This window comes from Pannonibacter sp. I15F10I1, from assembly GCF_900185665.1.
Lineage (GTDB): Bacteria > Pseudomonadota > Alphaproteobacteria > Rhizobiales > Stappiaceae > Pannonibacter > Pannonibacter indicus.
This window is the reverse complement of the sequence record NZ_FYAN01000029.1, coordinates 395,065-420,047: the sequence shown is the minus strand read 5'-3', so window position 1 is coordinate 420,047 and position 24,983 is coordinate 395,065. Positions and strand designations below refer to the sequence as shown.

Sequence of the window (24,983 nt, the reverse complement as noted above, 5' to 3'; positions counted from 1 at the left end):
ACGGGCTGTTGCGCCCGCGCAGAAATACTTCAAAAGCTCGGCCTGAATGCTTACCGGAAGCCTGCTCCGGCGCCTGAACTTAACCATCTGACAAAAATAGCCTTTCCTAGCTATCTATGTCAGCCCCTTTTCCGAAGCCGAGCCGGTCGACGGTCCATATCCTTGAAGCTGTCGCTGAGCACGAGCGCGAAATGATCTCAACGCGGACGAAGGCTGGTCCGCAGGCAGCGAAGGCGCGCGGCAAGCATCTCGGCGGCGATTGCGGTAATTTCACAGCTTTCATCCACCAGCAGCTGCCAGGAGGCCTCAAGCCCGTCATTCAACGCGCGGCGGCCAGACTACCCGCGTACTCTTCGGGTCATGAGAGGCGGCAATTTCGATAGATGTCTGACTAGCCGACGCGGATCCAGATCGGCAAACGCCTTCAGCACCCGATACCGTCCCGATTGTGAGGCCGCGGTGCTCGCGCGGGCCTCATACCCCGCTCCGCCAGGATGCTACGCAGTTTGTTACACAGCAAATGCGCAGATCACGCATCAGCAGTCAAAGAAATGCGCGAAATCGTTGGAAATCTGGGACTTTTGAAAGGAAGAAATGGCGGACAGAGAGGGATTCGAACCCTCGATACGGTTTCCCGTATACACGCGTTCCAGGCGTGCGCCTTCAACCACTCGGCCACCTGTCCGTCCGCAGCGGGCTTGCCGCTTGGAGTGGGCGGAATATACCCAGATGGACGCGGAGTGCAAGGACCGGCGGCAAATTTTTTCCGGCTTTTCAGGGCGTTGCTGCTTCGGGGTCGCAAAGGGTCGCGGGATGCCGCAGAAAGTGGCGGAAAGCTGCGGTCTTTTGAAGGTGTTCAGGCGGGGTGCAGAGCCTTCAGGGCCGGGGAAAACTTTGCCATGGCAGCTTCATCTGCTTTGCGGGATGGTCTTTTGCAGCAAAATCTGAAAAAAGCAGTGAGGCTGGGCTGCGGGCATCAGGCGAGGCCGCGCCGGACCGGTGGCCGCAGTGCCCGGCCGTGGAAATGGGAGGCTCTGGACGCATGTTTGCCCTCTTGCGCCTGGTGTTGCGATTGGCCGGGTTCTTTCTGCTCGGTGTTGCCGTGGTCGCGGCAGTGGTGGATGGAAGCCGCTCCGTGGCGGCGTCCGGTTTCTCCTTCACGCCGCTGGCGGAAGTCTGGGCCGAGTTTTCCGCCGAAAGCCTCGCCCTTGCCGGCAAGGCAGTCGTGACCCATGTGGGGTCCTGGGCGTGGGACTGGGTGATCGGCGCCGTCTTGTCCCTGCCGGTCTGGGCGGTGGCGATGCCTGCAGCCTTTCTGCTGCTGGCGGCAGGCTCCGCCCGCACGCGCCGCGAGATCATCTGATGCCGTGAAAGGCTGTCCTGTTTCGACCGGGCCGCCGCCATCTGTCTCACAGGGAGTGCAAGACATGTCCTTCATGACCATGCTGAGACGGAAATTCGTTCTGCCATCGGCGGCCGAGGCCTTGCCGGGCCGGGCCGAGCCTGTCCGCCTGACGCAGCCGCATGCGGTGCTGGGCCGTCCGCTGACACCGCCCTGGCCGGAGGGGATGCAGGCCGTTTGCTTCGGCATGGGCTGTTTCTGGGGGGCGGAACGGGCCTTCTGGAGCCTTGAAGGCGTTCATGTCACGGCGGCCGGTTATGCCGGGGGGCACACGCCGAACCCGACCTATAACGAGGTCTGCACCGGCCGCACGGCCCATGCGGAGGTGGTGCTGGTGGTGCATGATCCCAGGGTTCTGCCGCTGGCCGCGCTGCTGAAGCTCTTCTGGGAGCGGCATGACCCCACCGAGGGCATGCGTCAGGGCAATGATGTGGGCACGCAATACCGTTCGGTGATCTATCTGCCGGATGAGGCCGCTTTGGCTGAGGCTGAGGCCTCGCGCGCGGCCTATGCGGGCGATCTGCGGGCGGCCGGGCACACACGCGCCATCACCACGGAACTGGCCACCGGCGTTCCGTTCTATTTTGCCGAGGACTATCACCAGCAGTATCTGGCGAAAAATCCGAACGGCTACTGCGGGTTGCGCGGCACGGGCGTCGTCTGTTCGCCCGCAGCGCACATGCCGGAAAGCGCAGAGGAGAGCGGGGCCTGATGCTGGACCGCACCCGGGACGTTGCAGGTGGAACTTACCTTTTGACCGGCAGCCCGCAGAACGGGCTGGCAGCGCCCCAGGGCGCGCCGCCGGGCGTCATTCTGCGAGCGATGATTCTTGACGGGGTGATCACCGCGCGCGCGGCGCTGAAGGGGCAGCCGGACCGCGAGGCCATGGCCGCCGCACGCCGGGAACTCAGGGAAGCGCGCTGGTGCTTCAAGGTCTTCCGCAAGGCCATGGGCCCAGCCTATCCGGCCCGGGCAGCCCGGCTGCAGGCCGCCTCCCGCGCCATGAAGCATCTGGCACGTCTTCTGGCCGTTCAACAGGCACCGGACCCTGCGGCCCTGGCCGAACTCTCGGCGGCGGCAGACGCGCTGCTGCGCCGCTGCGAGGGGGATGCGGTGTCTTTGGCGCCGTTTCAGGCGGATGAGGCCCGCTGCAAGGCCTATCTGCGCAAGCTGCGGCGCAAGGCAGCTGACGAGACGAAAAGGCAGGATGCCCTGTTGCTGCAGGAAGGTGAGGCGGAAGCCCGCTGGCAGCGCCGGCAGGCGCAGATCGCGCTCATCCAGCATGTGCTGGCCTGGGCCGGGCTCCTGCCTGAGGCTGAGGCCGTGGCCACGGCCGAGGCTGTGCAGGGCCCTTGAGGGGATGAGACAAAGGCCGGGCGCTGCAGCCAGCCGGTAAATCCTGCCTTCGTCCGCTTGCAGTTTGCGTTATATTCACACATCGTTAAGCATGATCAGCCTAGCGTTATTTTGGCTGGGGCGTGTCTTTCGTCCGGCTGGCGGTGCCGTCAGCCTTTCCCCGTCCGAACCTTGTGAAAACCGCTGCCGGATGACGGCTGCTGCGAGCGCAACCCGGAGGGTGCGCTGAAGGCGAGAACGGCATGATCCGCTACGACAGCCTGCGTGCCGCAGGCTTCAGGCTGCTGATGTTCTTCCTCTGGGCCAATGTTCTGGCCGTGACGGCGGCTGGCTGGTTCAATCCGCAGACCTCTGCTTCCATGGTTTCGGGCGCGGCGCTCATTCTGGGGGCCTGCGCCACGGCCCTGTGGCTGCGGGCGGAGCAGGGCACGGCGGCCCGCATGGTCGCGTCCGTCGTCATGGCCTGCCTGTCGCTTCTCTTGATGGCCTCCCTCACGGATGATCCGGCCTTCACCGCCTGGCAGAACCTGGCGCAGCTCTACGGTGTGCTGCTGCTGGCGGTGCTGGCGGCCGGGCTGGACTGGCGCATGACGGCGGCCTATGGCGCTGCAAGCGCTGCGCTGCATGTTCTGGCAGCGGCCCTTTACCCCTGGGCCGTTCCACCGGAAGGCAGCGGCTGGCCGCAGGTGCTGGCCTATGTGGCTGTGGTAGGCCTGTTTACGGGCGCGCTCTGCCGCTTCCTCGCGCATCTTCAGCATCTGGAGCAGGCGGACAATGCCGAACTGGCTGATGCTCAGCGGCATATCAGTGCGCTGGAGGCGGAACTGGCGATGGCGCGCCGGCCGGAACCCTCCGTGCCTGCCTTGCCTTTACCCGCCTCTGCCTCTCCTGCGCTGCTTCCTGAGCCGCGGCTGGCGGCGGCCTCTGCGTTGAAACGGGCCGAGCTGGAAACAGGCCTTGCGCTGATCTCGGGCCAGATCTCGGATCTGCGCCGTCAGGCGGCAGCACTGGCCGCGCGCATCGGAGAGGGCACCCAAGGCAGCGCCGGGCTGGGCGGCACCGGCAGTGCCACATCGGGCCGGATCGAGAAGATCGCCAATGCCTCGGGCGAACTGGCGGCCTCTGTCGGCGATATTGCGCGCAAGGTTGCGGGGGCCTCGGGCGCCATCTCGGAGGCGGCGCGGGGCACGGAAGTCTCCAGCCAGCGCATCACCAGCCTTGCCGGTTCTGTGGGCCGCATCGGCGAGGTGGTGGGCATGATCCAGGCCATCGCCGGGCAGACCAATCTTCTGGCGCTCAATGCCACCATCGAGGCAGCCCGTGCGGGGGCTGCCGGGCGCGGCTTTGCCGTTGTCGCCTCTGAGGTGAAGGATCTCGCCACGCAGACGGCCAAGGCCACGAGCGACATCACCGCCCAGATCAACGCCATCGCGGCGGAGACGAAGGGCGCGGTCGAGGCCATCGGCGGGATCACGTCCGTCATGGGCACGCTGGATGAAAGCACGGCGGAGATCGCCCGTGCCATCGCCGCACAGGAAGAAACGGCCACCCGCCTTGAGGCAACCGCCCGCGATGTGCTGGATGGCAACAGCCGCCTTGCCGGAGAGACCGGGGCCCTCTTCGCGCTGACGGCCAGCCTCGGCGCCTCCGCCTCGTCGCTGCAGCAGGGACTGGCCGAGCTGGAAGCGCAGGCGGCAAAGCTGCGCGATGCACTGGAAACCGAGGACGGCAGAACCCACGGCGCCTTCGCCGCATGAGGCAAGGCCTCCGCGCGGGTGATTGGCGTCTGGGGATGACTTTGGCAGCCGATGCGCCTACCTATTCTTCATGAGCCAGAACACAGTCCTTGATGCGGCGCTGCGCAGGCGGCGCGGGTTTGAAAACCGGTTGCACACGGCATTGCTTGCCGCAGGCAGTCTGATGCTGCTTGTGGTCTGCGCCTATGTGCTGGGCGGGCAGACCGGCGTGTTGTGGGCGCTGGGCGGCGGTGGCTTCATGCTCTACGGGGCGATGAATGTGTCGCCCGCGCTGGTGCTGCGGCTCTACAAGGCGCGGCATCTGCCGGAACATGTGTTTCCCGAGGGCCATCAGGTGCTGACGGTGCTCGCCCGCCGGGCGGGCCTGCCGGCCGTGCCGAAGCTCTATTACGTGCCAAGCCGGATGATGAATGCCTTTGCCGTGGGCCGGGCGGAGGATGCGGCCGTCTGTGTGACGGACGGGCTGATCCGCGGGCTCACCTTGCGCGAATTTGCGGGCGTCATGGCGCATGAGGTCAGCCACATCCGCAACGGCGATGTGCGGGTGATGGCGCTGGCCGATATCGTGGCGCGGCTCACCTCCTCCATGTCTTTCGTCGGCCTGTTCCTGTTCTTCTTTCACATCCCGTCGATGATCGCGGGCGGTGCCGGTGTGCCGTGGGTGCTGATTGTGCTGCTGATGGCAGCGCCCACCGTGGGAACGCTGCTGCAGCTGGCGCTGTCGCGCACAAGGGAGTTTGATGCCGATCTGGGCGCGGCGGAACTGACCGGCGACCCGGACGGCCTTGCCTTTGCCCTGCTGAAGCTGGAACGGGTGCAGGGCCGTATGTGGGAGGCGATGGCCCTGCCGGGCGCGCGCATCCCCGAGCCGTCGATCCTGCGCAGCCACCCGAAGACCGGGGAGCGGGTGCAGCGCCTGCGCGAACTGAAGCTCCATGGCGATCCGCTGGTTTTCGATCACGGCGCACCGGTGGCCGGAAAGTCCTTCGTACCCAACATTGGCAAGCCGCGCTTCCGCGCCCGCGGGCTTGGGGTGTGGTACTGAGCCAGCCAGCTGACGCAGAAGCGGGATGGAATGCCGCTTTGGGGCTTGCCCTTGCGGGATGGGCGCGGCATGTATCCGCCTCCATACCAGACGGATGCTCCCTTGACCGGCACTCACGCGACAGATCCCGGACACTTCTTGGCGCCCTTGCCCGCCGGCACGGTGCTGCTGGTGGATGCGTTGAAGACGGGCAGGGCGACGTTATTCTCTGCGCCGCGCCGTGTGCTCGCCTGCCGCGCGCTGCAGGATGTTCCGGCGTTTCTGGCACAGCTTGAAGCAGCCCGGAAGGACGGCGCGCATCTGGCCGGGTTCTTCGCCTATGAATTCGGCTTTGCCTTCGAGCCGAAGCTGGCGGCAAGCCATCAGGATACGGGGGAGCTGCTGGCCTGGTTCGGCGTTTACGATGCGCCGCAGGAGCTGGCACTGGCAGAGGTCTTTGCGCTGCTGGCACGGGCGTCTGGCGGAGCAGATGCAGGCGTCTCCGGCTTCACATACGACATGGACCGGGCGCGTTATGCTGAGGCTTTTGCCGCCGTGCAGCACCATCTGGCGGTGGGTGATATCTATCAGGCAAATCTCACCATGCGCGCCCGCTTTGCCCATCATGGGCCGGTAGAAGCGCAGTTTGCCCGGCTGCTGCGCCGCCAGCCTGTGCCATATGCGGCTTTCATCAAGCTGGAGGACCGGGTCCTCCTCTCCCTGTCGCCGGAGCTGTTTCTGGAGCGCAAGGGCGAGGCGCTGCGCACCCGGCCGATGAAGGGCACCGCCCCGCGCGGGCGCGACACTGCGGAAGATGCCGCGATTGCGGCAAGGCTCGCCAGCGACCCGAAGCAGCGGGCGGAAAACGTCATGATCGCCGATCTCATGCGCAATGACCTGTCGCGGGTGACGGAGGCTGGCTCGGTTGCCGTGCATGATGTCTTTGCGGTGGAGCGCTACCGCAGCCTGCACCAGATGGTCACCGGCGTCTCCGGGCGCCTGTTGCCGGGTATGGAGCTTCCCGCCATCATCGAAGGCCTGTTTCCCTGCGGCTCCATCACGGGCGCGCCGAAGCTCAGCGCCATGCAGATCATCCGGGCGCAGGAAACGGGGCCGCGCGGCGTTTACACCGGCTCCATCGGCGCCATCGCGCCCTCCGGTGATTTCAGCTTCAACGTTGCCATCCGCACGCTGGTGCTGAAAGAGGACGGCACCGGCGAGGCGGGCATCGGCTCGGGCGTGGTATTCGATTCAGGTGCTGCGCCCGAATATGACGAATGCCTGCTGAAGCTGCGCTTTCTGACCGCGCCCGATGAGAGTTTCGAGCTGATCGAGACGCTGGGCTGGACGCCGGAGGATGGCTATCTGCTGCTTGCCCGGCATCTGTCGCGGCTCACAGACAGCGCCCGCTATTTCGGTTTTGCCTGCGATCCGGCCGGCGTCGAGGCGCAGCTTGCGGCGTTGGCCAGGGGCTTCACGGGGCCGCAGCGGGTGCGCCTGCTGCTGGCGGCGGATGGGGCGGTGACACTGTCCCATGCGGATTTCGTGCCCACGGCACCGGAGGAGGTTTGGCCCGTCACCCTCGCGTCCGCACGCACTTCGGCCGAGGACCGGTTCTTCTTCCACAAGACCACCCGCCGCGCGCTTTATGACGACAGCCTCAAGGCAGCGATGGCGGCGGGGTTCAAGGAGATTCTGTTTGAGAACGAGGATGGCTTCCTGACGGAAGGCAGCTTCACCAACCTCTTCATCGCCCGCAATGGGCGTTTGCTGACGCCCGCACTGAAGCACGGCGTGCTGCCCGGCACGCTGCGGGCGGCGCTGCTGGACAAGAGGCTTGCCGTAGAAGCCGACCTGACGCGCGCTGATCTTGTCTCCGACGCCCCTGTCTATGTAGGCAACTCCCTGCGCGGCCTCGTGCGGGTGAATTTGGTGCTGCCGGAGGACTGAGCTCCTCGAGGAGCCGGCCTGAGACCAAGTCTTTGAGATCTGCCGGCATCCCGGTGCCCTGGTCTCAGTCCTTCCTTGCGCAAATGACGTAGCGGTGCTGGGTTTGGCGTTCCAGCCGCTTCAGAAAGCTGAAGTTGGCCTTTTGTGCCCGGTGGATTGCGCGCATGTCCGTATCGATGGTGATCTTGCTGAAACCCGCAGCATGGAGCAGATGCTGCACTTCGGCAGCCCTTGCTCCGCCCGAGAAATGCACCCGGGACAGGATGCTGCGGTGGGTTTCGATCTGACTGCCGGCCGGACCGTTCCGGGGGGATGCATCCGGGGCGGACGTGCGGCTGGCGATCCAGGCCGCACAGCGGCTGGCGAGCCGGGCGATCAGGCTCTGGTTGACGAAATCTCCGTCGATGATGATGAGGCTGCCGCCCGGCTTCAGCACCCTGTGCCATTCCCGGAAGCAGGCCAGAGGGTCCACCAGCGTCCACACCAGATGCCGGTTGGTGATCACGTCATAGCTTTCGTCCGGCTCCATTGTGTTTTCTGCATCACCCATGAGAAAGCGGATGGCACGGCCGCGCTCGCGCGCTTTTTTCCGCGCCCGTTCCAGCATTGGTTCAGCCCAGTCCATGCCGGAGACGGAAAAGCCGAGATCATCCAGAAGATGCGAGACGACGGCCGTTCCGCAGGCGAGGTCAAGCACTCTACGTCCTGCCCCTTCGCCCAGATGCTTGCGCAGCAGCCCGTGCCAGGCGGCCCGTTCCGCTTCGGAGAAAATCTCATGGCCGGGCTGCAGGTCGAAGGTTTCGGCCCGCAAGGACCAGTAGGCCTGGATCTCTTCTCTGAGGTTATGGTTCGTACGAAAGGCAGCATCGTTCATCGCGGCTTGTTCCTGCAGGATGAAAGTCAATCTGGAAAGCTTCTAAAAGATAAAAGTTGACTTTGAAAGTCATAAAAAATAGTGCTCGTCTATATTTTCCGTCAGGAGATGCAATCGTGATGCAGTTCAAGAACGTGGCTTTTGCCGCGATGGCTTCGCTCGCCCTGGTTTCAGGCGCCATTGCAGCCGAAAAGATCAAGATCACCGACGTAACAGGCCGTGAAGTCGAAGTATCCGTGCCTGCACAACGCGTCATTCTCGGCGAAGGCCGCCAGATCTATTTCGTCGCCGCTCTTGATACGGAAGATCCGTTTGGCCGCATTGCCGGCTGGCGCGACGATTTCAAGAAGGCGGATCTCGACGGCTACAACGCCTATCTCGAAAAGTTCCCCGGGATGGACAAGATCCCGACCTTCGGCGGCATGAAGGACGGCACCTTCGACATTGAACAGGCCGTGGCGCTGAAGCCCGACGTGATCATCATGAACACGGAAGCCAAGTCGGCAACCGAAGAGGCCGGTTACATTGAGAAGCTGGCCAAGGTCGGCATTCCGCTGGTCTACATCGACTTCCGCGAAAAGCCGATGCAGAACACCGATGCCTCCATGCATATCATCGGCCAGCTGCTGGGCAAGGAAGACCGTGCCGAAGAGTTCGTGGCCTTCCGTCAGGCGCAGATCGCCAAGGTCACCGAGACGCTGGAGAAGGCGGCTGATCTGAAAAAGCCGCTCGTCTTCGTCGAGCGCGCGGGGGGGTACAGCGAAGACTGCTGCATGTCCTTCGGCAACGAGAATTTCGGCAAGATGGTGGAACTGGCCGGCGGCGTGAACATGGGCACCGAGTTCATTCCCGGCACCTTCGGCACCGTCAATCCGGAACAGATCATTGCCTCGAACCCGGATCAGATCATCATCACCGGTTCCAACTGGGAGCTTTACGTCCCGGGCGGCAGCTGGGTCGGCGTCGGTCCGGGTGCGGACCAGACGGAGGCCGTGCGCAAGCTCGGCAACCTGATGCAGCGCCCGGCCTTCACCGGGATCAAGGCCGTCCAGGAGGGCAATGTCCACGCCATCTGGCACCAGTTCTACAACAGCCCCTATCAGTTCGTGGCCGTTCAGCAGATGGCCAAGTGGCTGCATCCGGAGCTGTTCAAGGATCTCGATGCGGATGCAACCTTCAAGGAGCTGCATGACCGCTTCCTGCCGGTGGACTACCGTCCGGGCTACTTCGCCTCGCTGAAGTCCGCCGGATAACCGCCCGCACCCGTCTCATGCCCGGCGCCCCTGCATCCTGCGCGGCGCCGGGCCGCATTCTTGAGGGAGTGTCATCCATGGCAGTCATGGTGGATGAAGAGCTTGCGGCCGGGAGCAGTGCGCAGTACCGCGCTCTTGCCGCCCGGCGCCTTCTGTTTCTCGGTGCCATGCTGGGCGCTCTGCTTCTCAGCCTTGCCCTCGACATGGGCCTGGGGCCCGCCCGCTACACCGTTGGCGAGGTGATCTCCGCCATCGTCAGCCCGTCCACCGTGTCCGATCAGCTCCGGGTCGTCATCTGGGACATCCGCATGCCGATCGCGCTGATGGCGGTGACCGTCGGCGGCTGCCTGTCGCTGGCAGGGGCGCAGATGCAGACGATCCTCGCCAATCCGCTGGCCAGTCCCTTCACGCTGGGCATCTCCGCCGCTGCCGGTTTCGGCGCAGCGCTGGCGCTGGTGGGCGGGGTTGCGATCTTTCCGGCAGCGCTGCATTACATGGTGCCCATCAACGCCTTTCTGATGGCGATGCTGGCCTCGCTGTTCATCTATGGTGCCTCGAACCTGCGTGGCGTGACGGTGGAAACCATCATCCTGCTCGGCATCGCGCTGGTCTTCACCTTCAATGCGCTTCTGGCGCTGATGCAGTATCTTGCGTCCGAGCAGGCGCTTGCGGCGGTCGTCTTCTGGACCATGGGCTCGCTCACCAAAGCCACCTGGAGCAAGGTGGCGGTCACGGGGGCTGTTCTCCTTTTCTGTGCGCCGCTCTTTGCCCGTCAGGCCTGGGCGCTGACGGCCCTGCGCCTTGGCGATGACAAGGCTGCCTCCTTCGGTGTCAACGTCAAGCGCCTCCGGCTGGAAACGCTGTTGCTGGTCAGCTTGCTGGCTGCGATCCCGGTGTCCTTCGTGGGCACCATCGGTTTTGTCGGTCTGGTTGGACCGCATATCGCCCGGATGGTGGTGGGGGAGGACCAGCGCTTCTTCCTGCCCGCCTCGATCCTGTGCGGCGCTCTGCTGCTGTCGGCCACCTCGGTCGTCTCCAAGGTGCTGCTGCCGGGGGCGATCCTGCCCATCGGCGTGATCACCGCGCTGGTTGGCGTTCCCTTCTTCTTCTCCCTCATTTTCACCAACCGGAGGAAGGCATGGTAAGCGTCAGGCTTGAGATGCTCGGCGCGAAATACGGCCGGGCCACCGTTTTCTCCGGCATCACCACGGGCGACATCAACGGCGGCGCACTGACTGCCGTCATCGGCCCCAACGCGGCGGGAAAGTCCACGCTGTTCAAGCGCATTGCCGGGCTCCTCAAGGGAGAGGGTGTGGTGCACGTGAGCGGTGCGGACAATCTGGACCAGCCGGTCTGCTATATGCCGCAGGATACGGGTGCCAATGCGGTGCTGACGGTCTATGAATCCGTGCTTCTTGCCGCCAAGCAGGGCGGAACCTGGAAGGTGGAAGCGGGCGAACTGGCGGAAATCGACCGGGTGCTGCACGCGCTCAAGATTACCGACCTGGCGTTCCGGGATCTTGGCCAGCTTTCCGGCGGTCAGCGCCAGCTGGTGGCCATCGCACAGGCGCTGGTTCGCAAGCCGCGCGTGCTCCTGATGGATGAGCCCACGTCGGCGCTGGATCTCTTCCGCCAGATCGAGGTGCTGCAGTTCATGAAGAGCCTCGCTGCCCGCGACGGCATGGCCGTGCTTATTGCCCTGCATGACCTCAACCATGCCATGCGCTACTGCGACCACGCCATGGTGGTTGCCAAAGGCACGCTGGTTGCCAGCGGCGCAGTTCAGGAGGTCATCACTCCGGCCATGCTGCGCGAGGTCTACAAGGTGGAAGCCCGGATCGAACCCTGCACCCAGGGCCGCCCGCAGATCATTGTGGATGCGGCACTGGTGGCGTGAAAACCAGGTTCATTTAGCTGGCTAAATTCAAAACAAAGGCCCCGCCGGAGCGATCTCCGGCGGGGCCTTTTGGGTTCGGGAACTATTCCGGTCAGCCGCGCAGCGTGCCGCCGGTGGCCTTTTCGACGGCGGCGACAATCTTCTTCGCCACGGCTTCGATTTCCTCTTCCGTCAGCGTCTTGGCCTTGGGCTGCAAGGTCACGTCGATGGCGAGCGACTTCTTGCCTTCGCCGACGCCTGCGCCTTCGTAGATGTCGAACAGCGTCACGTCGCTGATCAGCACCTTGTCAGCGCCCTTGGCCGCCTTCAGCAACTTGTCGGCGCTCACATCCGCATTCACCACGAAGGCGAAGTCGCGGCGCACGGGCATCAGATCGGCCACATCCAGCGCGCCCTTGGAGCGGGTGGGCTTGGCTTTGGATTCCGGCACGGCGTCGAAATGGATCTCGAAGCCGACCATCGGGCCTTCCGCATCCATCAGGCCGAGGGTGCGCGGGTGGATTTCGCCGAACACGGCCAGCGCCACCTTCGGACCCAGCTTCAGCGCGCCAGAGCGGCCCGGATGGAACCAGCCCGGGGCATCGGTGAAGACCTGCAGCTTGTCCACCGGCGCGCCGATGGCGGCGAGCACGGCTTCCGCGTCGGCCTTGGCATCGAACACGTCAACGCTGCCGGCTGCGCCCGTCCAGTGGCGGCCGCCGCCGGTCATCTTGGCGGTGCCGCGGCGGATGCCGGCAGCCACCATGCGCTGGCCTTCCGGCGTGTCATCCACGAACACCTGACCGACCTCGAACAGCGCCACATCGGCAAAGCCGCGGTCGGCATTGCGCTGGGCAGCGGCGATGAGGCCCGGCAGCAGGCTGGGGCGCATGTTGGAAAGGTCAGCCGAAATCGGGTTGGCCAGTTCCAGCGCCGGATTGCCGCCGCCGAAGGCTTCCGCCTGATCCTTGGAGATGAAGGACCATGTGACCGCCTCGTCCATGCCGCGCGCGGCCAGCGTGCGGCGGGCGCGGGATCGGCGGATCTGGCCGGTGGTCAGAACCTTGGCGCCGACAGAGCCGGAGCGCGGCAGCGGCACCGGGGCGACACGGTCGAGGCCGACAATGCGCACCACTTCCTCGGCAAGGTCCGCCTTGCCTTCGATGTCCGGACGCCAGCTCGGCGGCGCAACGCGCACCACATCGCCCTGGCCGGTGGCCCAGAAGCCGAGAGCCTTCAGGATCATGTTGATTTCCACCTTGGAAATCTCCAGTCCGGTCAGCCGCTTCACTTCCGAATAGGGGAACTCGATGATGCGCACGTTCTCCGGCACGGTGCCGGTGGTGATGAGTTCGGATGCCTCGCCGCCGCACAGGTCGAGCACCAGTTGCGTTGCCATTTCAAGGCCGGGGATCATGAAATCCGGATCGACGCCGCGCTCGAAGCGGTAGCGCGCATCGGTGTTGACGCCGAGCTTGCGGCCGGTGCGGGCAATGCCGTTCTCGTCCCAAAGGGCCGATTCGATCAGCACATCGACGGTGGTTTCGTCACAGCCGGAATGCTCGCCGCCCAGAATGCCGCCAAGGGACTCGACGCCCTTGTCATCGGCGATGACACACATGCTGCCGTCGAGTTGATAGGTCTTGCCATTGAGGCCGAGGATTTCCTCGCCCTCGTTTGCACGGCGCACCACCAGATTGCCCGCAACCTTGGCCGCATCGAACACATGCAGCGGGCGGGCCTGATCGAAGGTCATGTAGTTGGTGATGTCCACCAGCGCGTTGATCGGGCGCAGGCCGATGGCCTTCAGCCGGTCCTGCATCCACTTCGGCGAGGGGCCGTTCTTCACGCCGCGCACCAGCCGCAGGCCGAAGGCCTTGCACAGGGCTTCCGTATCGCCGAAGTCGAGCGTCACGTTCGTGGGGCAGGGGAAGCTGCCGCGCACCGGGGTGATCTTGCGCTCCTTCAGCTTGCCTAGGCCAGCCGCCGCCAGATCGCGGGCAATGCCATAGACGCCCGTGCAGTCCGGACGGTTCGGCGTCAGGCCGATCTCGATCACCGGATCATTGAGGCCGAGATAATCGGCATAGGACATGCCGACGGGGGCATCTTCCGGCAGGTCGATGATGCCGTTGTGCTCTTCCGAAAGCTCCAGCTCGCGCTCGGAGCACATCATGCCGAAGCTTTCCACGTCGCGGATCTTGCCGATGGAGAGGGTGACATCGAGGCCCGGCACATAGTCGCCCGGCAGGCCCAGCACGCCGACAAGGCCGGTGCGGGCATTGGGCGCGCCGCAAACCACCTGCATCAGGGTGCCGGAGCCATTGTCCACCTTCAGCACGCGCAGGCGGTCCGCGTTCGGGTGCTGCTCGGCGGAGACGACCTTTGCGATGCGGAAGGGGGCGAGCTTTGCCGCCGGGTCGGTGACTTCCTCGACTTCGAGACCGATCATGGTCAGGCGCTCGACGATCTCGTCCAGCGTTGCCTCGGTCTCCAGATGCTCCTTGAGCCAGGACAGGGTGAATTTCATCGGTGCAATCTCATCTTGTTGCCGCCCGGCTGCCGCCCGAAGGGGCGCCCGGCGCAGTCAGAAAATCAGGTCTCAGCTCGACAGGCCGCGGAACAGGGTCGGCAGGTCGAGGGGGCGGAAGCCGTAGTGCTTCAGCCAGCGCACATCGGCATCGAAGAAAGCGCGCAGGTCCGGCATGCCGTATTTCAGCATGGCGATGCGGTCGATGCCCATGCCCCAGGCAAAGCCCTGATACTCGTCCGGATCCAGCCCGCAGTTGCGGATGACATTGGGATGCACCATGCCGCAGCCGAGGATTTCCAGCCAGTCGTTGCCCTCGCCGAACTTCACCTCTGCGCCGGAGCGGTCGCACTGGATGTCCACTTCCATGGACGGCTCGGTGAAGGGGAAGAACGACGGGCGGAAGCGCATCTTGATGTCGTTCACCTCGAAGAAGGCCTTGCAGAATTCTTCGAGGATCCACTTCAGGTGGCCCATGTGGCTGCCCTTGTCGATGACGAGGCCTTCCACCTGATGGAACATCGGCGTGTGGGTCTGGTCACTGTCGCAGCGGTAGGTGCGGCCCGGGATGATGACGCGGATCGGCGGGGTCTGCGAGCGCATGGTGCGGATCTGCACCGGCGAGGTGTGGGTGCGCAGCAGCAGGCGTTCGCCGTTTTCTTTCGGATTGAAGAAGAACGTGTCGTGCATGTCGCGCGCCGGGTGGCCGAGCGGGAAGTTCAGCGCAGTGAAGTTCAGCTCGTCCGTCTCGATGTCCGGGCCTTCGGCAACGGCAAAGCCCATGTCGGCGAAGATGGCGGTCAGTTCGTCGATCACCTGCGCGATCGGATGCACGCGGCCCGTTTCGGCAGGGGCGGCCCGCAGCGGCAGGGTCACGTCCACCCGCTCGCTGGCCAGGCGCGCCTCAAGGGCAGCTTCCTTCAGCACCTCCTTGCGGGCGGCGATTTCGTCGGTGACGCGGGTCTTCAGGCTGTTCAGCGCCGGGCCCTTGCTCTGGCGCTCTTCCGGGCTCATGGAGCCCAGCGTCTTCATCAGTTCGGAGATGCTGCCCTTCTTGCCGAGGGCGGCAATGCGCACCTCCTCAAGGGCGGCCTCGGTTGCCGCCGCAGCAATGGCTGCGGAGATCTCGGAGTACAGGCTGTCGATATCGGACATGAGCTCTTCGGTCGTTGGTTGGCTGTGGCCGCCGGAGCGGGCCACGGGCTTGAGGCGAATGCAAGGATTGCGGGTCTTTTAGCAGAAAAGGCAGGCGATGCCACAGCCATGCCACAGGGATGTGACGGGCAGCAGGCCTGATGGCGGCCGGAAGCTGGGCAGGTGCGAAAAAGCTGCGTGCGCCCGGCTCAGGCCGAGCGGCTAAATCGTCCGCAGGCGGAGCCCTGCGCGGCGGTGTTGCGGAGACGGCGCACGGCAAAACGGCGCGCGCAAAGCTCTTGCGCGGTGCCAGTCATGTTTGCGATGCAAGGTGCCAGTGTCACGGCCGTTTCATCCCGCAGTCCGGTTTGGAAGCAGCGCGAGTATACGTGCCCGCCGCCCGATGGCAAGCCCGCAGGCCAAAGAACCAGTCGCAGCGTGCCACCGCTGCGGCTGGTGCCGGATCATACCAACTCTCGATGAGCTTGGCTCATCGAGAGTTGGTTAAGCCTGTGCAGCGCTTGAGCAATTTCAAGGCGTGATGCGTCAGCATCGAAAGCCTTGGTATCAGATGCTCTTGAGGTAAGCTGCGATGATGTCGCGGGCGGCTTCCAGGTCCTTGCGGGCGATCATTTCGGTGACCGTGTGGATGTAGCGGGTGCCGACGACGATGCCGACGGCGCGGGCCCCGGCGGCGGCCTGCTGGGCGGCTGCGCCATCCTGACCGCCCGAGCGCAGCATGGTGCGCTGGTAGGGGATCTTTTCCTTGATGGCCAGGTCCTCGATCTCGCTGACCAGTGCCCGGTCGGCGATGAAGGAACCATCCTTCACATGCAGGCCGAAGCCGCCACCCATCACCGTGGTGCGGTCCTGCTCCGGCACGCCCGGCGTGTCGCAGGCCAGCGTCACGTCGATGCCAAGGCCGATGTCCGGCTTGATGGCATAGGCGGCGGTGCGGGCGCCGCGCAGGCCCACTTCCTCCTGCGCCGTGAAGGCGACGTGGATCTCGCATTCATGCTTGGCCTTGCCCAGAGCACGGATCGCCTCGATGCCGAGCCAGCAGGCGATGCGGTTGTCCAGCGCCTTGGAGACGATGCTGTCGCCCATTTCGAGGAAAGGCTCGTCCATGGTCACCATGTCGCCGATGCGCACGATGTCCTTCGTCTTCTCGCCAAGCCCCATGTCGATGACGAATTCATCCGGCTCCGGCACCTTCTTGCGCTCTTCCGGCGAGGAGATATGCACCGGCTTGCCGCCGGGGTTCATCACGCCCTTGAAGTCGCCCTTGTCGGTGGAGACCAGCACGCGGCGGGAGAAGAGGTTGCGCGGATCAAAGCCGCCGACCGGGTGCACATGGACGAAGCCCTTGTCCGTCACGTGCGAGACGAGGAAGCCGATCTCATCCATGTGGCAGAGCAGCATCACCTTGAGCGGCGACTTGGACTTCTTGCGCGGATCGCGCCGGCACAGCAGCGAGCCCATGGCATCGGTGCGCACCTCGTCGAAGAGATCCTTGATCTCGGCTTCGATGAGGGAGCGGACCCGGTGCTCATGGCCGGGCACGCCCGGAGTTTCGCAAAGGCGGCGGAGCAGGTCGATATTCATGGAAAGAGGTTCCCGAAGGTGATTTGACGCCTTCAGATTAGGTCATGCCGGAGAGAGACGGAAGTCCCTGGCTTTGGACGGAAGGACTGGCCGGCGCAGAGTCTCTTCGCTGCCCGATTCAAAGCAAAACCCCGGCACCGGCGCAGGCCGGAACCGGGGTTGAAACATGCAGCGGAGTTCCGCCTGCCTTATTCGGCAGCGTTCGCCGGCTCTGCCTGCAGCAGGCCGTAGCGCTCGATGCCGATGCGCTCGATCAGTTCCAGCTGGGTTTCGAGGAAGTCGATGTGGCTCTCTTCGTCGCCCATCAGCTGCTCGAACAGGGCCATGGTCACATAGTCACCGGCCTCGTGGCAGACTTCGCGGGCTTCCTTGTAGAGCGCGCGGGCGGAATATTCACCGGCCAGATCGCACTCGACGCATTCCTTCAGGGACTGGCCGATGCGCAGCGGGTCCAGCGTCTGCAGGTTCGGATAGCCTTCGAGGAAGAGGATGCGCTCGATCAGCTTGTCGGCGTGCTGCATCTCCTCGATGGATTCCTCGCGCTCCTTCTTGGCGAGCTTGGTGAAGCCCCAGTCTTCCAGCAGGCGGCCATGCAGCCAGTACTGGTTGACGGCCGTCAGCTCGTGGCGCAGGGCCTTGTTCAGATATTCGATGACCTTGGTATCGCCCTTCATGGCAGCCTCTCTCTCAGTGGTGCTTGTCAGTTTTAGCGGTCTTCTGGCTCGCCTTCCAGTGGCGTTGCCGCTTTTGTTACAGCCTTATCCGCATTCTGGTGAATGATATCAATGACATTCGGGAAACATCCGCCGCAGCGCGGCCGGCAGCCCAGCTTGCGGAACACGGCGCCGGGCGTGGGCAGCCGGGCGTCCGGGTCTGCGCGCATCTCCTCGGCCGCCTGACGCAGCTGCTTGTCGGACAACACATTGCAGGAACAGATGATCATGAACCGGACTTGTCTGGGTTACGGCACAGCTTGCCATGGGCCTCTCATGGACCATCTGGCTATCACGCGACCGGCGGGATAAACTAAAGTTTCCACGCCAAGTCAACTTTATCTAGTGCATCTTTCCGTCAAAGGCCAATCATGAGTGAAGCTGTTACATCTGCCTCCGCGGCCCGCCGGGTTCTCGTGCTCACGGGGGCAAGCCGTGGCATTGGCCATGCCACGGTGAAGCGCTTTTCTGCCGATGGCTGGCGGGTGATCACCTGCTCGCGCCACCCCTTTTCGGACAAATGCCCCTGGCCGTCCGGGCCCGAGGATCACATCGAGGTGGATCTTGCAGATCCTCTGAGCCTTGCCGGTGCCATCGAGGAAATCCGCAGCCGGCTGAAGGCCGATGGCTCGCGTCTCGACGCACTGGTCAACAATGCCGGCATCAGCCCCAAGGACCAAGGCGGTCAGCGGCTGGATTCCTTCTCCACGCCGCTTGATGTGTGGCACCAGGTGTTCCAGGTGAACTTCTTCGCGCCCATCACGCTGGCGCGGGGGCTTTTTCCGGAACTGAAGGCCGCACAGGGCTCCATCGTCAACGTGACTTCGATTGCAGGCGTCAGGGTGCATCCCTTTGCCGGCACGGCCTATGCCACTTCAAAGGCTGCGCTGGCCTCGCTGACACGCGAAATGGCGGCGGATTTCGGGCCGCACGGCATCCGCGTCAACGCCATTGCGCCGGGGGAGATCGATACCTCGATCCTGTCGCCGGGAACGGAAAAGCTGGTGGACGGCCTGCCCCTGCGCCGCCTTGGCCAGCCGGCTGAAGTTGCTGATACAATTCACTTTCTCTGCAGCAGTCCTTCCTCCTATGTCACGGGTGCAGAGATCCACATCAATGGCGGGCAGCATGTCTGAAGATGAGGCCGGATCGTATTCGGCATGATGAAACTCCGGAATCGTTTGCGTAATAACACGCAAGGCCCCGGATTATTCCTCATTTGTGGATTCAGTTCTGCGTGTGTGCGATTTTGAAACAGACGTTATCGATTTTTACGCGGTGTTAAATGGAATAAAGGATAGTGGCCTTAGTATTACTCCCTATAGGCCTTTTCCGATGAAGAACCCCTTCTCCCGTTTGCGTATCTCGGCAGCCCTTGCCGTCACCAGCTGCCTCATGGTCGCCGCCTCGCTCGTTGTCGTCGGAACGATCGTTTACTCGGTGATGGTCAGTGGTGCGGCGGATGACGCTGTGGCGCAGCAGAACACCAGTCTGCGCATCGCCGCCACCATTCTGGAGCGGGATGTGCCCGGCGTGAAAGTGACATGGGCCGCGGATGGCAATGTCAGCCGCATCCAGGCCGATGCCATTCCTGAATTCGCAGACCATGCGATGATCGACACGATTGGCCGGATGACGGGGGAGACGGCGACAGTCTTCGTCTGGGATGCGCAGCAGCGGGACTTCATCCGCAAGACGACAAACATCATCAAGGCGGATGGCAACCGGGCGGTCGGCACCCCGCTGGGCCAGAACGGCGCGGTCTATCCGGTGGTGATGAAGGGGCAGACCTATCGCGGTGAGGCGGTTATCCTCGGCAAGCCCTATTTCACCATCTATGCACCGGTCATCGGTTCCGGCGGCGCGCCGGTGGGTGTCCTTTATGCGGGCGTTGAGCGCACGAAGATCATGGCCGGTGTCGACACGATGATGTCCCGCCTGGCCATGGCCGTGCTGCCGGTTCTGCTGGTGGCCGTTGGTGTGGCCGTGTTCGCATCGCGGCACCTGCTGGCGCCGGTCACGAAACTGGCTGAAGTGACGGGCCAGATCGCGGCGGACGATCTTGAGGCGGATGTTCCCTTCACGGAGCGGGGCGACCAGATCGGTACGATGGCAAAGGCTGTCGCCACCTTGCGCGAGAGCTCGATCGAACGCCGCCGCCTTGCCGAAGCTGAAGCAAGCGCCGGTCAGGAGCGTCTGGACCGCCAGCAGCGGATGGAGGATCTGATCGGCAGCTTCCGCCATCAGATCCAGTCCATGCTGAATGCAGCAGGTGAAACGGCGCAGGAACTGACGGGAACGGCCAGCAAGCTGGCTGACCTTGCCCGCGCCGGTGCAGCGCGAGCCAGCGACACAGAAATTGCCACCCACGAAACCAGTGGCAATGTCCAGACGGTGGCAAGCGCCGCCGAGGAGCTGTCCGCCTCCATCGGCGAGATCCGCCGTCAGGTGGGTCAGACCACAGGCGTGGTCGGCAAGGCGACCGAAGGCACCCGGGTGACCAACCAGAAGGTTGAAAGCCTTGCCGCTTCCGCAGCCAAAATCGGTGAAGTGGTGACACTCATTCAGGCCATTGCCGAGCAGACGAACCTGCTGGCACTGAATGCCACGATCGAGGCCGCCCGCGCTGGCGAAGCCGGCAAGGGCTTTGCGGTCGTGGCGGCTGAAGTGAAGGGGCTGGCCAACCAGACCTCCAAGGCAACGGAAGAGATCGCCGCGCAGATTGCCGCCATTCAGTCGGCCACCGAAGAGGCGGTTGATGCCATTGGCGCGATCACCCGCACCATGGAAGAGGTCAACAGCTACACCTCCGCCATTGCCTCTGCCGTCGAGCAGCAGGGGTCTGCGACCTCGGAAATCTCCCGCAATGTGCAGAGGGCTTCCGCCGGCACCCAGTCGGTTGCGGGCAACATGAACGAACTGGCCCGGACGGTCGATCACACGGCCGAATCCGCCGATCACGTGCTCGGCGCTTCTGCCGATCTGGCGGGCCATACCGACCTGCTCCGCAGGGAAATCGAAGGCTTCCTGACGAAGGTCGCCGCTGCCTGATCCCGAACCGCCGCCTTCCCGGACATGCATGGCAGCTGTCCGGGAAGGAGGCATTTCTCATTCGGCTTCCGCCTGCACCTTGCGTCCAGCCAGACACATGATGACGACGAAGAACACGGGCACGAAGAGGACCGCCAGGACGGTGCCCGATATCATGCCGCCGAAAAGGCCGGTGCCCAGTGCATTCTGGGTTTCGGAGCTTGGTCCCTTGGCAATCACAAGAGGCAGGATGCCGAGGGTGAAGGCAAGCGAGGTCATGACGATGGGCCGCAGCCGCAGGCGTGCCGCCTCGACTGCTGCCTCATGCAGGCTTGCACCTTCCCCGCGCAGTTTGCGGGCGAACTCCACGATCAGCACGGCATTCTTGGCAGAAAGGCCGATCAGTGTGATCAGGCCGACCTTGAAGAACACATCGTTATCGAACCCCCGCAAATGCACCGCAATCACGGCACCCAGCACGCCGAGCGGCACGACCAGCATCACCGAGAGCGGAATGGTCCAGCTTTCGTAAAGGGCAGCCAGAACCAGGAACACGACAAGGAAGGAGAGGGCGACAAGCAGCGGTGCCTGTGCGCCTGACTGGCGCTCCTGAAAGGACTGGCCAGTCCACTCCACCGAAAAGCCGGACGGGAGCTGTGCCGCAAGGCGCTCGATCTCCTTCATCGCCGCACCGCTCGATACGCCGCTCGCGGCCTCTGCGGAGATGCTGAGCGAGGGATAGCCGTTGAAGCGGTTGAGCTGGAGCGGGCTGACCGACCATTCCGGCGTCACCATTTCGGAGAGCGGCACCATGCCGCCCCGGTCGTTGCGGACATGGAGTTTCAGAATGTCTTCGACCTGCATGCGGTCCCTGGCCTGTGCCTGCAGGACGACCTGCTGCAGATATCCGGCGCGCGGGAAGTCGTTGACATAGGTCGAGCTCATGGTCGCGGCGAGCAGGTCGCTGATGGCGGAAAAGGGAACGCCGAGGGCGTCGGCCTTTTGCCGGTCGATGCGCAGGTTCACGCTGGGCCCGCTGGGCAGGCCATCAACGCGGACATTCCTCAGGAGCCTGCTCTGGTCAGAGAGGCCGATGAGCTGATCCGCCGCCGCCTGCAGCGCGGCTGCGCCGCGTCCGCCCCGGTCGGCGAGGCGCAGGGTGACACCCGAGGTTGTGCCCAGTTCCTCGATGGCAGGCGGTTTCATGATGAGAACCTCGCCTTCCACCGCGCCCTGCATCGCCTGTTCGGCTGCGGCCATTTCGGCGGCGGTGCTGCCGCTTCGCGTGTCCCAGTCGCGCAGCGTGGTGAAGGCCATCGCCGCGTTCGCACCCGAGCCGGAAAAGCCGAAGCCCATGACCGACAGGTTATTGGCAATATCAGGACGTGTTGCCGCGTGTGCATCGAAGAGCTGGACGAGCTCCCGCGTCCGCTCGGATGTTGCATCGGCGGGCAGCGTGAAGGAGGTCATGAATGTTCCCTGATCCTCTTCCGGAACAAAGGCGGTCGGCAATGCGCTGTATCCCAGGGCCAGAGCGCCGGTGAGGGCGCCATAGATCAGCATGACGCGGGCCGTGCGGTTCACAAGCCAGCCCGTCCAGACCGTGTAGCGCGCCGTCAGCCGGTCGAAGCCCCGGTTGAACCCGGCAAAGAAGCCCTTGCGCTCGTGATGCGGGGCGACCGGCTTCAGGATCGTCGCGCAGAGGGCAGGCGTCAGGCTGAGTGCAAGGAAGGCCGAAAACAGGATCGAGACCGCCAGCGACACCGTGAACTGCCGGTAGATCGCTCCGACGGAGCCGCTGGCAAGGCCCATGGGCAGGAACACGGCCGTCAGCACCAGGGTGATGCCGATGACCGCACCGGTGATCTCCCGCATGGCGCGGCGGGTTGCCTCGCGCGGGCTGAGCCCTTCGCTGGCCATGAGCCGCTCGACATTTTCGACGACGACGATGGCGTCATCCACGATGATGCCGATCGCCAGCACCATGCCGAACATGGTCAGCACGTTGATCGAATAGCCAATCGCCCACATCACGGCAAAGGTGCCCAGCAGCGCGATGGGCGCGACGATGGCCGGGATCAGCGTGTAACGGATGTTCTGAAGAAACAGCAGCATGATGAGGAACACCAGCCCCATCGCTTCGGCCAGCGTCTGCACGACCTTGGTGATCGAGAGCTTCACGAAAGGCGCCGTGTCGTAGGAGACCGCGTAGGCAACGCCTTCCGGCATCGAGGGGGCAAGCGCGGCAAGCCGCGCCCGCACGCCTTCCGAAGTGCTGATGGCGTTGGCACCGGGGGCAAGCTGGATGGCTGCGGCCGTCGCCGGCTTTCCCCCGTCGAAGATCGAGAAGCCCATGGTCTGCGCACCGATCTCGATCCTTGCGATATCGCCCAGGGTCAGTTTCGAGCCATCGGGATTGGAGCGCAGCACGATGGCAGCGAATTCCTCAGGGGTCTTCAGCTGCCCGTCGAGGCTGAGCGGAACGCTGACCGCCTGACCGGGAAGAGCGGGCGCCTCGCCCAGCCGTCCGGGAGAAACCTGGACATTCTGCGTCTGGATGGCCTGCGTGATTTCGGCCATGGAGACTGAGTAGGCGGCAAGCAGGGAGGGATCAAGCCAAACGCGCATGGCGGCTTGCGAGCCGAAGGACTGCACGCGGCCAACGCCGGGCACCTGCTTCAGTTCCAGCGCCAGCTGGCGCACGAGATAGTCATCCAGCGCCAGCGGGTCTGTCTTTCCCCCTTCAGAGCGCAGGGACACAATCATCAGGAAGCCGGATGTGGCAGCCTCCACGGACAGACCCGCCCGGCGGACAGGTTCCGGCAGGCGCGGCTCGATGGCCTTCAGGCGGTTCTGGACATCGATCTGCGCCAGTTCCGGGTCCGTCCCCGGCTTGAAGGTGACGTTGATGGTGGCCGTACCGGAGGAGTCCGACGAGGAATCGAAGTAAAGCAGGTTCTTCACCGCCGTCAGCTCACGCTCGATGGGGGCCGTGATGCTGTCGTTGATGGTCCGCGGACTTGCGCCCGTGTAGGTGGCGGTGATGCTGATGCTCGGCGGTGCGATGACCGGAAAGCGGGAAACCGGCAGCTGCGGGATCGCAGCGATACCGGCAAGCACGATGAAGATGGCGATGACCCAGGCAAAGACCGGGCGCTCGATGAAAAACTGCGGCATGAACGGTCTTCTCAGATGTGGGGTTCGGGAGCCGATGGCTGGTAGGGGACGGGGTCCAGCGGCGCGCCGGACTCAACCCGGTCCTGTCCCCGCACCACGACCGTCTCGCCCGCTTTCAGGCCCGACAGGATCACGTAGCGGCTTCCGGTCAGCGCCCCCAGTTCGACTGGGCGGCTGCTGGCCGTGTTCCCGGCTTCCAGCACGATGAGGCGCGCCTCTCCCGATGGATCCCGTAGAACGGCCTCCTGCGGCACGGTCAGAGCCTGCGGATAGATGGCGCTGGGCACCCGGGCGCGCAGATACATGCCCGGCAGCAGCTGGCGGTCCGGGTTGGGTACTTCCAGGCGCATGGCAATGTTGCCCGTCCCCTGATCCACCGTGCTGTCAGAGAACAGCAGCCTGCCCTTGAAGCCATAGGGCTTACCCGTCAGGGTCAGAATGTCGACGGGCAGGCTGTCCGCTGTTTCGCCTCTCCTGTTTTCGTCCATCTCTTCCAGCTGTTCCCGGCGCATGGAGGGCTGGCGGACATCCAGATAGACGCTGTCGATCTGCTGGACTGTCGCCAGCGCTGTTGCCGTGCCGCTGGACGCAAGGCCGCCTTCGGTGATCAGGGCCTGACCTATCCGCCCCGCGATGGGGCTGCGGATGGTCGCATTGGCCAGTTCGAGTTTGCGGCGTCTCAGGTTGGCTTTGGCCTCAGCCGCATTGGCCCGCGCCCGCGCCAATTCAGTTGTTGCATCCCCCAGCGCTGCGGTGCTGGCCGTGTGTGTCGCCGCCAATGCGGTTATCCGGTCATACTTGGAAAGCGCATTGACGAGGTCAGCTTCCGCGCGGTCCAGCACGGCCAAGGCGGCTTCCACATCGGCAGCGAACGGTGCAGGGTCGATCTGAAACAGCGGCTGACCGGCCACAACATCGGAGCCTTGGGTGAAGAACACCTTCTGCACGATGCCGGTCACTTGAGGCCGGATTTCAGCCGTGCGCACCGCCGATACCCGGCCGGGAAGCTCGTCGTAAACCACCACGCGGGTGGGCTGCACCGTCTGTACGGCAATGCGGACGGCGGCGGCAGCGGCTCCGGCGGGTGTCTGCGCTGCGGCGCTGCCCGCTTTCTGGCCATCGGTATCGTCCGAGCAAGCGGCAAGGCAGAGTGCTGTTGCGGCGATGAATGCGTAGGTCAGCTTGTGGCGAAGGCGCATGGTCGCGGTCATCCTCTATACGGCTGCCTGTTTCAGGCGGCGTGGCCGCTTCTATCGGTCCGCCGGGTTGGCGCTGTGTGGAGACTTTGTTGCGGTTTCATGG

20 protein-coding genes and 1 tRNA gene are annotated in these 24,983 nt (G+C 64.3%); 12 read left to right on the top strand and 9 right to left on the bottom strand.

The genetic code is table 11. From position 1 onward, the window contains the following. Positions 1 to 116: 116 nt before the first annotated feature. On the top strand, positions 117 to 383 hold the full coding sequence (locus tag IF10I1_RS22790; RefSeq protein WP_371328549.1) for a recombinase family protein: 267 nt from the start codon (positions 117 to 119) through the stop codon (positions 381 to 383). A 212-nt stretch (positions 384 to 595) separates the two neighbouring features. Here IF10I1_RS22790 and IF10I1_RS22785 read toward each other — a convergent pair. Then, positions 596 to 685, bottom strand: a tRNA-Ser gene (locus tag IF10I1_RS22785). Between the two features lie 357 nt (positions 686 to 1,042). On the opposite strand from IF10I1_RS22785, the gene IF10I1_RS22780 reads away from it, so the two are divergent. The 6 genes from IF10I1_RS22780 (at position 1,043) to pabB (ending at position 7,489) form a co-directional block, all read left to right on the top strand. Beyond that, complete coding sequence (locus IF10I1_RS22780; protein ID WP_058898081.1) at positions 1,043 to 1,363, top strand: hypothetical protein; 321 nt, start codon at positions 1,043 to 1,045, stop codon at positions 1,361 to 1,363. 64 nt (positions 1,364 to 1,427) lie between these two features. Beyond that, the gene (gene msrA / locus IF10I1_RS22775; RefSeq protein WP_186392232.1) at positions 1,428 to 2,114 is read left to right on the top strand and encodes a peptide-methionine (S)-S-oxide reductase MsrA; all 687 of its coding nucleotides are present in this window, start codon (positions 1,428 to 1,430) and stop codon (positions 2,112 to 2,114) included. Continuing rightward, positions 2,114 to 2,758, top strand: a complete 645-nt coding sequence (locus IF10I1_RS22770) for a hypothetical protein (RefSeq protein ID WP_186392231.1) — start codon at positions 2,114 to 2,116, stop codon at positions 2,756 to 2,758. Before msrA ends, IF10I1_RS22770 begins: the two co-directional genes overlap by 1 nt. Positions 2,759 to 3,000: 242 nt before the next feature. Next, on the top strand, positions 3,001 to 4,515 hold the full coding sequence (locus IF10I1_RS22765) for a methyl-accepting chemotaxis protein (protein WP_186392230.1): 1,515 nt from the start codon (positions 3,001 to 3,003) through the stop codon (positions 4,513 to 4,515). Positions 4,516 to 4,585: 70 nt separating this feature from the next. Further along, positions 4,586 to 5,560 carry a zinc metalloprotease HtpX gene (locus IF10I1_RS22760; protein WP_186392229.1) on the top strand — a complete coding sequence of 325 codons (975 nt, stop codon included), beginning with the start codon at positions 4,586 to 4,588 and terminating at the stop codon, positions 5,558 to 5,560. A gap of 138 nt (positions 5,561 to 5,698) precedes the next feature. Continuing rightward, the gene (gene pabB / locus IF10I1_RS22755) at positions 5,699 to 7,489 is read left to right on the top strand and encodes an aminodeoxychorismate synthase component I (protein WP_186392228.1); all 1,791 of its coding nucleotides are present in this window, start codon (positions 5,699 to 5,701) and stop codon (positions 7,487 to 7,489) included. A gap of 64 nt (positions 7,490 to 7,553) precedes the next feature. On the opposite strand, the gene IF10I1_RS22750 is transcribed toward pabB, so the two are convergent. Continuing rightward, complete coding sequence (locus IF10I1_RS22750; protein WP_186392227.1) at positions 7,554 to 8,363, bottom strand: class I SAM-dependent methyltransferase; 810 nt, start codon at positions 8,361 to 8,363, stop codon at positions 7,554 to 7,556. A gap of 119 nt (positions 8,364 to 8,482) precedes the next feature. On the opposite strand from IF10I1_RS22750, the gene IF10I1_RS22745 reads away from it, so the two are divergent. From IF10I1_RS22745 to IF10I1_RS22735, 3 genes are all read left to right on the top strand, one after another. Next, entirely contained in the window at positions 8,483 to 9,616 is a 1,134-nt protein-coding gene (locus tag IF10I1_RS22745; RefSeq protein WP_186415296.1) for an ABC transporter substrate-binding protein, read from the top strand. A gap of 77 nt (positions 9,617 to 9,693) precedes the next feature. Further along, positions 9,694 to 10,761: an iron ABC transporter permease gene (locus IF10I1_RS22740; protein ID WP_186392226.1), complete on the top strand. Its 1,068-nt coding sequence runs from the start codon at positions 9,694 to 9,696 to the stop codon at positions 10,759 to 10,761. Next, positions 10,755 to 11,513, top strand: a complete 759-nt coding sequence (locus IF10I1_RS22735; protein WP_122519207.1) for an ABC transporter ATP-binding protein — start codon at positions 10,755 to 10,757, stop codon at positions 11,511 to 11,513. Before IF10I1_RS22740 ends, IF10I1_RS22735 begins: the two co-directional genes overlap by 7 nt. Before the next feature lie 91 nt (positions 11,514 to 11,604). Here IF10I1_RS22735 and pheT read toward each other — a convergent pair whose 3' ends face one another. From pheT to IF10I1_RS22710, 5 genes are all read right to left on the bottom strand, one after another. Then, positions 11,605 to 14,022: a phenylalanine--tRNA ligase subunit beta gene (gene pheT, locus IF10I1_RS22730; RefSeq protein ID WP_186392225.1), complete on the bottom strand. Its 2,418-nt coding sequence runs from the start codon at positions 14,020 to 14,022 to the stop codon at positions 11,605 to 11,607. Between the two features lie 72 nt (positions 14,023 to 14,094). Beyond that, positions 14,095 to 15,177: a phenylalanine--tRNA ligase subunit alpha gene (pheS, locus tag IF10I1_RS22725; protein WP_186392224.1), complete on the bottom strand. Its 1,083-nt coding sequence runs from the start codon at positions 15,175 to 15,177 to the stop codon at positions 14,095 to 14,097. Positions 15,178 to 15,723: 546 nt separating this feature from the next. Beyond that, the gene (locus tag IF10I1_RS22720; protein WP_186392223.1) at positions 15,724 to 16,761 is read right to left on the bottom strand and encodes a M42 family metallopeptidase; all 1,038 of its coding nucleotides are present in this window, start codon (positions 16,759 to 16,761) and stop codon (positions 15,724 to 15,726) included. A 188-nt stretch (positions 16,762 to 16,949) separates the two neighbouring features. Beyond that, positions 16,950 to 17,435, bottom strand: a complete 486-nt coding sequence (gene bfr, locus IF10I1_RS22715; RefSeq protein ID WP_019963467.1) for a bacterioferritin — start codon at positions 17,433 to 17,435, stop codon at positions 16,950 to 16,952. A gap of 32 nt (positions 17,436 to 17,467) precedes the next feature. Continuing rightward, positions 17,468 to 17,704 (bottom strand): bacterioferritin-associated ferredoxin, encoded by a 237-nt coding sequence (locus IF10I1_RS22710; RefSeq protein ID WP_019963466.1) that lies wholly within the window; start codon positions 17,702 to 17,704, stop codon positions 17,468 to 17,470. A 141-nt stretch (positions 17,705 to 17,845) separates the two neighbouring features. Between IF10I1_RS22710 and IF10I1_RS22705 the strand changes: the two genes are divergently transcribed. Together IF10I1_RS22705 and IF10I1_RS22700 are read left to right on the top strand one after the other, a co-directional pair. Continuing rightward, the gene (locus tag IF10I1_RS22705) at positions 17,846 to 18,610 is read left to right on the top strand and encodes an SDR family NAD(P)-dependent oxidoreductase (protein ID WP_186392222.1); all 765 of its coding nucleotides are present in this window, start codon (positions 17,846 to 17,848) and stop codon (positions 18,608 to 18,610) included. 199 nt (positions 18,611 to 18,809) lie between these two features. Continuing rightward, positions 18,810 to 20,525, top strand: coding sequence for a methyl-accepting chemotaxis protein (locus tag IF10I1_RS22700; RefSeq protein WP_186392221.1), 1,716 nt, complete (start codon positions 18,810 to 18,812; stop codon positions 20,523 to 20,525). 57 nt (positions 20,526 to 20,582) lie between these two features. Here the strand turns inward: IF10I1_RS22700 and IF10I1_RS22695 are convergent, their stop codons facing one another. Further along, complete coding sequence (locus tag IF10I1_RS22695) at positions 20,583 to 23,681, bottom strand: multidrug efflux RND transporter permease subunit (protein ID WP_186392220.1); 3,099 nt, start codon at positions 23,679 to 23,681, stop codon at positions 20,583 to 20,585. A gap of 11 nt (positions 23,682 to 23,692) precedes the next feature. Further along, the gene (locus IF10I1_RS22690) at positions 23,693 to 24,880 is read right to left on the bottom strand and encodes an efflux RND transporter periplasmic adaptor subunit (RefSeq protein ID WP_208977325.1); all 1,188 of its coding nucleotides are present in this window, start codon (positions 24,878 to 24,880) and stop codon (positions 23,693 to 23,695) included. Between the last annotated feature and the right edge of the window lie 103 nt (positions 24,881 to 24,983).